This window comes from Rhodopseudomonas sp. BR0G17 (genome assembly GCF_010907025.1).
In the GTDB taxonomy this organism is placed as follows: domain Bacteria; phylum Pseudomonadota; class Alphaproteobacteria; order Rhizobiales; family Xanthobacteraceae; genus Rhodopseudomonas; species Rhodopseudomonas palustris_H.
Map to the genome: position 1 here is coordinate 44229 of NZ_QUML01000035.1, position 6658 is coordinate 50886.

Annotated in this window: 4 protein-coding genes; 2 read left to right on the plus strand and 2 right to left on the minus strand. The window is 62.7% G+C overall.

Going from position 1 to position 6658, the window contains the following annotated elements:
• Positions 1–7: 7 nt before the first annotated feature.
• Positions 8–823 (plus strand): lysophospholipid acyltransferase family protein, encoded by an 816-nt coding sequence (locus DY467_RS21370; protein ID WP_107346266.1) that lies wholly within the window; start codon positions 8–10, stop codon positions 821–823.
• Positions 824–901: 78 nt separating this feature from the next.
• Here the strand turns inward: DY467_RS21370 and DY467_RS21375 are convergent, their stop codons facing one another.
• Entirely contained in the window at positions 902–4423 is a 3522-nt protein-coding gene (locus tag DY467_RS21375) for a leucine-rich repeat domain-containing protein (RefSeq protein WP_164638795.1), read from the minus strand.
• A gap of 96 nt (positions 4424–4519) precedes the next feature.
• On the minus strand, positions 4520–5104 hold the full coding sequence (locus DY467_RS21380) for a gamma-glutamylcyclotransferase (protein WP_164638797.1): 585 nt from the start codon (positions 5102–5104) through the stop codon (positions 4520–4522).
• A gap of 160 nt (positions 5105–5264) precedes the next feature.
• Between DY467_RS21380 and DY467_RS21385 the strand changes: the two genes are divergently transcribed.
• The gene (locus DY467_RS21385) at positions 5265–6458 is read left to right on the plus strand and encodes a DUF2125 domain-containing protein (RefSeq protein WP_164638799.1); all 1194 of its coding nucleotides are present in this window, start codon (positions 5265–5267) and stop codon (positions 6456–6458) included.
• Positions 6459–6658: the final 200 nt, after the last annotated feature.

Below are 6658 nucleotides of genomic sequence, written 5' to 3' on the forward strand. Positions count from 1 at the left end.
CGTTCCGATGTTCGTGATCTTCCTGCGTTCGTTGATCTTCAACGTGCTGTTCTACGTCGTGCTGGTGGGCTGGGTATTGGCCGCGACCGTGGCGGCGCTGTTTTCCGGCCGCGCGGTTGTGAAGGTCGCCAAGATGTGGGGCCAGAACAGCATCTGGCTGATGCGCCTGATCTGCGGCACCAAGGTCGAATTCCGCGGCCTCGAGAAGATCCCGCAAGGGCCGCTGATCGTCGCGCCGAAGCATCAGTCGATGTGGGAAACCTTCGCGCTGCTGCAGTTCTTCGACGAGCCGCTGTACATCCTCAAGCGCGAGCTGACCTGGCTTCCGGTGTTCGGCCAGCTCCTGCTGCGCGGCGGCATGATCGCCATCAACCGCGCCGCCGGCGTCAAGACCCTGGTGGAGATGGCGCGCCGCGCCCGCGAGGAAGTACGCCGCGGCCGGCAGCTGATCATCTTTCCGGAAGGCACCCGCCGGCCGGTCGACGCGCCGCCGAACTACAAGAGTGGCGTCGGCCAGATCTATGTCGATTGCGGCGTGCCGTGCTTGCCGGTGGCGCTGAACGCCGGGCTGTTCTGGCCGCGGCGCCAGTTCATGCGCTACCCGGGCACGATCGTGGTCGAATTCCTCGATCCGCTTCCTGCCGGCCTCGACCGCCGCGAGTTCCTCAGGCAGCTCAGCGACGTGGTCGAAACCGCCACCAACCGCCTGGTCGCCGAAGCGCGCCAAGAGCAGGCACAGCTGTTCGGCCGCGTCCCCAGCGCGGTGCCGCCACAGGCCGAGCCGGCGCCGAAGCCGGAGAGCGAACAGGTCGGCAATCCTTGAGCGCCGCTGGTCGATTTCGCTATCGACCGCTGTGGATCTCAAGACCCTTGAGGACCTAGGATAATCCTTGGCCGCAACTCAGTGTTGCGCCAAGGATGGCTGCTCGTCTGGAAGATCTGCCAAGCCATACTGCTTTAACTCTTCAAACGTTCGTGGCTGCAGAATGTCGGTGATTGTTGAGAGTATGTCGCCGATCTGATGTGCAAATTCTTTCATCAGTCGATAACGGTCGAAGTCTCGGTCACCGAGGACGTCCGGACCGTGGTCCTTTAAGATTTGTTCAAGCTCATTGCTCTGCTTGCGCCAAAAGACGGCGCATTGCGCGCGGTCGGTTGGGGTCCAAATCTTGGCGTCGTCCAACGCGTACACTCGAATCCTCTTGAGGAATTCGTCGTCGTCCTGGCGACTGTTTCGCCAAACTGCGGCAAGCTCATACATGCAATAGGGAGATTGCAGGTACTTCTGGCTCAACACAATGAAGACCCGGTTGCCGCGGCCGAGCCGTGTCATGAATTTTGTGATACGGTCACCGACCGTGAGCATTTTCTTGTCGCGAAGTATCGTAATTCCGCGCGCCTCCGCAGCTGCGCAGAGGTCGTCCACGACTGTTTCTCGGTTGCGGCCGTCGGCTGTGTTGTCTCCCCAGGCGTAGGATACGAAGTATTCTGGCTGCTTGGTTGGCTCCTGGGTGAAATTCAGCGGTTCCGCGCGGATAGTTTGGGTATGTTTTGTGGGGTCATCCGGGCATTCTTCCGCATGAATCGGCCGTTGCCCCGTTGTGGTCGAGGAGATCCCCAGACGCTGCTGCTCCAGTTCCACCAGCTTCGTTAGCCGAGCAAGTAGTGCGCTGGCACGGCCGCGTTGCGTCTGGATAATGATGCTGCCGCCAAAGCCGGAGGCGTCCCGGCGTTGAGCGACCAGCGCCCGACTGCCGGTATCTGCTTCATAGACATAAACCCCGTCGCGCCAATAGTCGGCGGAGAGTCCGGCGTCGCGGCCGATGCGTGAAATGATCGCCCGCGTCAGGAACGTCGGCAACAGGTCGTAGCGGAATTCAACCGACTCGGACGGCCAACCAGCATCCCATTTCTGGTCGATCTCGGTTTCGGTTCGATCAGGCAGAAGGTCTGGAGCGATGTATTCTGCTTCAATTCTTTTTTCCGGAACGGCCTCACGGTGCACGAAGCAGATGCCGCAGGACTCCATCATGCTGATAAAAAGCTGCTGCTCTTTCTCCCCGTAGCCGGCTTCATTCCAGATCCAATCCGCGAGGTCGGATCGCGTGAACCGGCCGTGAAGTCGCCTGATCTTGACGAAGCATTTTTCACGATGGAAGACCGCGTAGATCGCTTCCAGCGCCCAGTTTTGGTCGATGATGATATGATCGTGAAATAGACCTTTGCGGTAGAACAAAGTGCCCGCGTTGTGCAGATAAGCCAGCAAGGGGTCGGGATTATCGATTCCTGCCTCTTTGCAGAAATTTTCGAACACCACGTGACTAATCGTTCGATTTTGGCGCTCGAGAATTGGGAGCTTTGCATCTTTGTCTCGCAACACTTCGATTTGTCGCTTGACCTTGGCGCGTCCTGCCCCGATGACGGTTGTCCCAGATTGTTCTTTTAAGTACGAAACAACTTGTTTCAAAGATTCGTCGAGGCTCGCGCGCCCGTAATCGGTCCGCGAACTGTATCGAACAATACGCGGTGGAAAGACGAATCGATTGAGGATCGAGTCCGAAGCCGGTGGCCGGAGCTTCTCCTCTTTCCAGGAGTCGCACCGCGCCTGAGTAATGACGACAGGAGAGTCGTCGCCGCCGAACTTGCGGATGTAGTCCAGCCAATAAACCAGCGGCTGATTGCGAAAAACGAGTCCGCCATGCGCATGCTCGGCCGTGTCCTCAAACCCGGGTGTCCAGACGAGCAGAAAGGCTGAGTGGCTTCGCATGAACAGCGCATGCGTGCCGTGATAGATGTCCTGGCCGCCGAAGTCCCAGATGTTCAGTCGAACCGTCGAACGATCATCGTAGGTTAGCTCGGCGGTGTTGACGAAGATGCCATGAGTGGAGTCGACTTTGGCATCGTATGGTTCTCCGCGCAAACGGCGGCAGATTTGGGTCTTGCCGATCCGGCCATTGCCGAGCACCATCAGCTTGATGTCGGAGATCGGTTCTTCCCCAGCTTCGAGGTCGCGGAGGTGGGCGCGCAGGGATTCGAGGCAGTTGTCATTGGAGGCCTGAGAAAGCACCTCTGGAGGAACTCCTGGAAGGGCCGTTTCATGTAGATGTAGTGTGTTTAGAGACGCTGCGAACCAGATGCTCTCGGGAGCCCGCTTGAGCCGGCAGCGAGAGCAAGTAAGAGTCTGCAGGTTGGTGAGCTTGGTAAGGGGGGCGAGATCGCTAACCTTGGTGTCGGAGCAATGGAGCGTCTGCAGGTTGGCGAGCGCGGCGAGGGGGGCGAGATCGCTTACCTGGGTGTTGGAGCAGAAAAGCGTCTTTAGGTTGGCGAGCGCGGCGAGCGGTGCGAGATCGCTAACCTGGGTGTTGTAGCAATGGAGCGTCTGCAGGTTAGTGAGCGCCGCGAGGGGGGCGAGGTCGTTGACCTGGGTCCCGGAGCAATCGAGCGTCTGCAGGTGGACGAGCGCGGTGAGAGGTGCGAGGTCTTTGACCTGGGTGTCGAAAAAATCGAGCGTCTGCAGGTTGTCGAGCTCGGCGATGGGGGCGAGATTGCTCACCTGTGTGTTCGAGCAATCGAGAATCTGCAGGTTGGCGAGTGCGGAGAGAGGTTCGAGATCGCTCACCTGGGTGTCAAAGCAAAAGAGCCGCTGCAGGTTAGCGAGCGCGGCAAGGGGTGCGAGATCGCTCACCTGTGTGTTGGAGCAGAAGAGCGTGTCCAGGTTGGCGAGCGTGGCCAGGGGGGCGAGATCGTTCACCTGCGTGCTGGAGCAGAAGAGCGTCTCCAAGTTGGCGAGCGTGGCAAGGGGGGTAAGATCGCGCACCTGTGTGATAGAGCAATGGAGCGTCTTTAGGTTGGCGAGCGCGGCGAGGGGGGCGAGATCGCTTACCTCTGTGTTGGAGCAGAAAAGTGTCTCTAGGTTGGCGAGCGCCGCGAGCGGTTCGAGATCGCTCACCTGGGTGTCGGAGCAGTCGAACGTCTGCAGCGTGGTGAGCCCGCCAACGTCGGCAAGATCGCTGACCTCGGTCCTGGCGCAATTGAGTGTCTGCAGGTTAGTGAGCGCCGAGAGGGGGGCGAGATTGCTCAGCTGGGTGTTGGAGCAATCGAGTGTATGCAGGTTGGGGAGGCCCTCGATTCCAGCAAGACTCTCCTTGTCGGTCCACTCAAGGTCGAGTTCTTCGAGCGAGGTGAGCTCGAAGAGGCGATTGGCTTGTCTTCCGAGTCTGTTAGCCTCAGCGGGCTTGCGCCAAGAAATGCGGTGATCGCGGGCTTGCCTGCTGGTCGAACCCAGATTGAGGCTGCGTAAATGCTTCAGCGCGAATAATTCCTCGGGGAGCTCCGAAAGTCCAAGCCCTCCGAGATCCAGGACACCCGTCTGAGCTTCCGCTTCCCGGGCGATGCGTTCTCGGGCGATCGCTAATCCGTCCATTTGCCAAGCCTGAAGAAAAGAATGAATGAATCGAAATGTAGCCCCTGGCAGGCTGTCGTCACAACTCTAGGATGCGCGCGCTGGCCCTTCCACGGCTCACCGGCCAGAATGTACCGGTGCCTCGTCGCGCAGCGCTTCTGCGAGTTGGTGCAGCGGCACGTCGCGGCAGCCCTGGGTTTCCAGCGCCTTCACGGTGGCGATCACGTAATCGCGGTTCGGGCCGGAGCGGCCGTGGCCCTGGCGGACGTGGCGAAGCTGCTCGGCGTAAGACAGCCGGCCGGCATATTGCGCGTGGCCGCGGTCGACCACGTAAGTCAGCGCGCTGATCCGGCGCCGGGCGTCGTCCTCCAGCCACACCGAGCGCTTGACCTCGCGGTACACGCTGGTGACCTGCTCGCGCTCGCGCAGGTAGGCCACCGTCGCCATGCGGTGCGCGTCGGCGACGCGGAACGCGATGCCGCGGCAGGCGCCCCCGCGGTCGAGCCCGAGCACCAGGCCGGGCTGTTCCGGCGTGCCGCGGTGAACGAACGAATACACGCACAGCGCCCGGTGCTCGCCGATCAGCCGCGCCGGCACCCGCTCGACGAAGTCGAAGCCGGGATTCCACATCAGCGAGCCATAGCCGAACACCCAGAGGTCGCCCTCGGACAGTTCGGATTCGGTGAGCGTTTTGGCGGACATGCGTGCAGGCGGGCTATCGTGCAAATGACAAATTCAGTCCTTACCCCATCGGGCCATGAAGCGTGAGCGGTTTGCCGCGCGGGTCGGCCGCGTTCGCGGCATGGCGTGCGGCAGCCGGTCGCGGATTCCCTTTTCGGGCTTCTCCCCTTAAGTAGGCGCGATGGCAGATTCCACGATTTCCCCCCGTCGCCCGCTGTGGCCGGTGCTGTTGCTCCCCGGCGTGGTGGTGCTGGCGGCGCTCGCCTGGAGCGCATTCTGGCTGTTCTCGGCAAGCCAGGTCGACCGCATCGTCGACCAGTGGCGCGCGCGCGAGGCGGCGGCCGGCCGCAGCTATGATTGCGGCCAGCGCTCGGTGGCGGGCTTTCCGTTCCGCCTCGAAGTTCGCTGCGAGAACGCCAGCGTCGCGCTGACCTCACAGACCGCGCAGCAGGCCGCGACCCAGACCCCGGTGACCGCCAAGCTCGGCGAGATCCTCGTGGTGTCGTCGCTGTATCAGCCCAGCCTGCTGATCGCCGAATTCAAAGGTCCGGCGAGCTTCGCCGACCGCGGCCAGCCGGTGTCGATGGAGCTGAACTGGAAGACCGCGCGCAGCAGCGTGGCCGGACTGCCGGGCACGCCGGAGCGGGTCGCCCTGGTGTTCGACGAGCCGGCGCTCGACGGCTTCCGCGGCGACACCCGCGTGCCGCTGGCGCGCGCCCGCCACGCCGAGCTGCACGGCCGGCAGCGTGAGGCCACTGGCGCCGAGCCGCGCCAGCTCGAAGTCGATCTCAGCCTCGACGGCACGTCGGTGCAGGATCTGCATCCGCTGCTCGCCGATCCGTTCGATGCGCATCTGCGTCTGTTGATCAGCGGCCTGAAGGACTTCCGCCCCAAGCCGTGGCCGCAGCGCTTCCGCGAGATCCAGGCCGCCGGCGGCCGGATCCAGTTCGAGCAGGCGCGGATCCAGCAGGGCGACATGATGGCGGTCGCGACCGGTTCGCTCGGGCTGACCGCGCAGGGTTATGTCGACGGCGAATTGCAGATGGTGGCGACCGGGCTCGACCAGGTGATCCCCAAGCTCGGCATCGACAAGATGCTGGAGCAGGGCGTGTCGCAATCGACGCTCGACCGGCTGGCGCCCGGCGTCCGCGCCAAGGACGTCAACAACGTGCTCGGCGCGCTCGACCGCGCCATTCCGGGGCTCGGCCAAGTGGTGCGCAAAAATGCCAATGTCGCGGCCGTCGCCGGCATCGACGCGCTCGGCCAGGAGACCACGCTGGAAGGCCGCCCCGCCCGCGCCTTCCCGCTGCGCTTCGTCGAAGGCGCCGTGATGCTCGGCCCGCTGAAGGTGGGGCAGACCAAGCCGCTGTTCTGAGGCAACGCTTAGTAAGCGGCGCCCCGCGGGCCGTTTGAAGTAAGCGTTCCCGCGATCCGCAGCGCGCTCCCTCTCCCGCTTGCGGGAGAGGGTTGGGGTGAGGGCGCCTCAGGCAGTGAGTCGGTTAATCGCGGAGAGGAGTGCCCTCACCCGGATCGCTACGCGATCCGACCTCTCCCGCAAGCGGGAGAGGTGACAGA

What these genes read in the sequence shown, in the direction of transcription:
- DY467_RS21370 (WP_107346266.1), top strand. Translation starts at nt 8, where the DNA reads ATGTTCGTGATCTTCCTGCGTTCGTTGATCTTCAACGTGCTGTTCTAC.
- DY467_RS21375 (WP_164638795.1), bottom strand. Translation starts at nt 4,423, where the DNA reads ATGGACGGATTAGCGATCGCCCGAGAACGCATCGCCCGGGAAGCGGAA.
- DY467_RS21380 (WP_164638797.1), bottom strand. Translation starts at nt 5,104, where the DNA reads ATGTCCGCCAAAACGCTCACCGAATCCGAACTGTCCGAGGGCGACCTC.
- DY467_RS21385 (WP_164638799.1), top strand. Translation starts at nt 5,265, where the DNA reads ATGGCAGATTCCACGATTTCCCCCCGTCGCCCGCTGTGGCCGGTGCTG.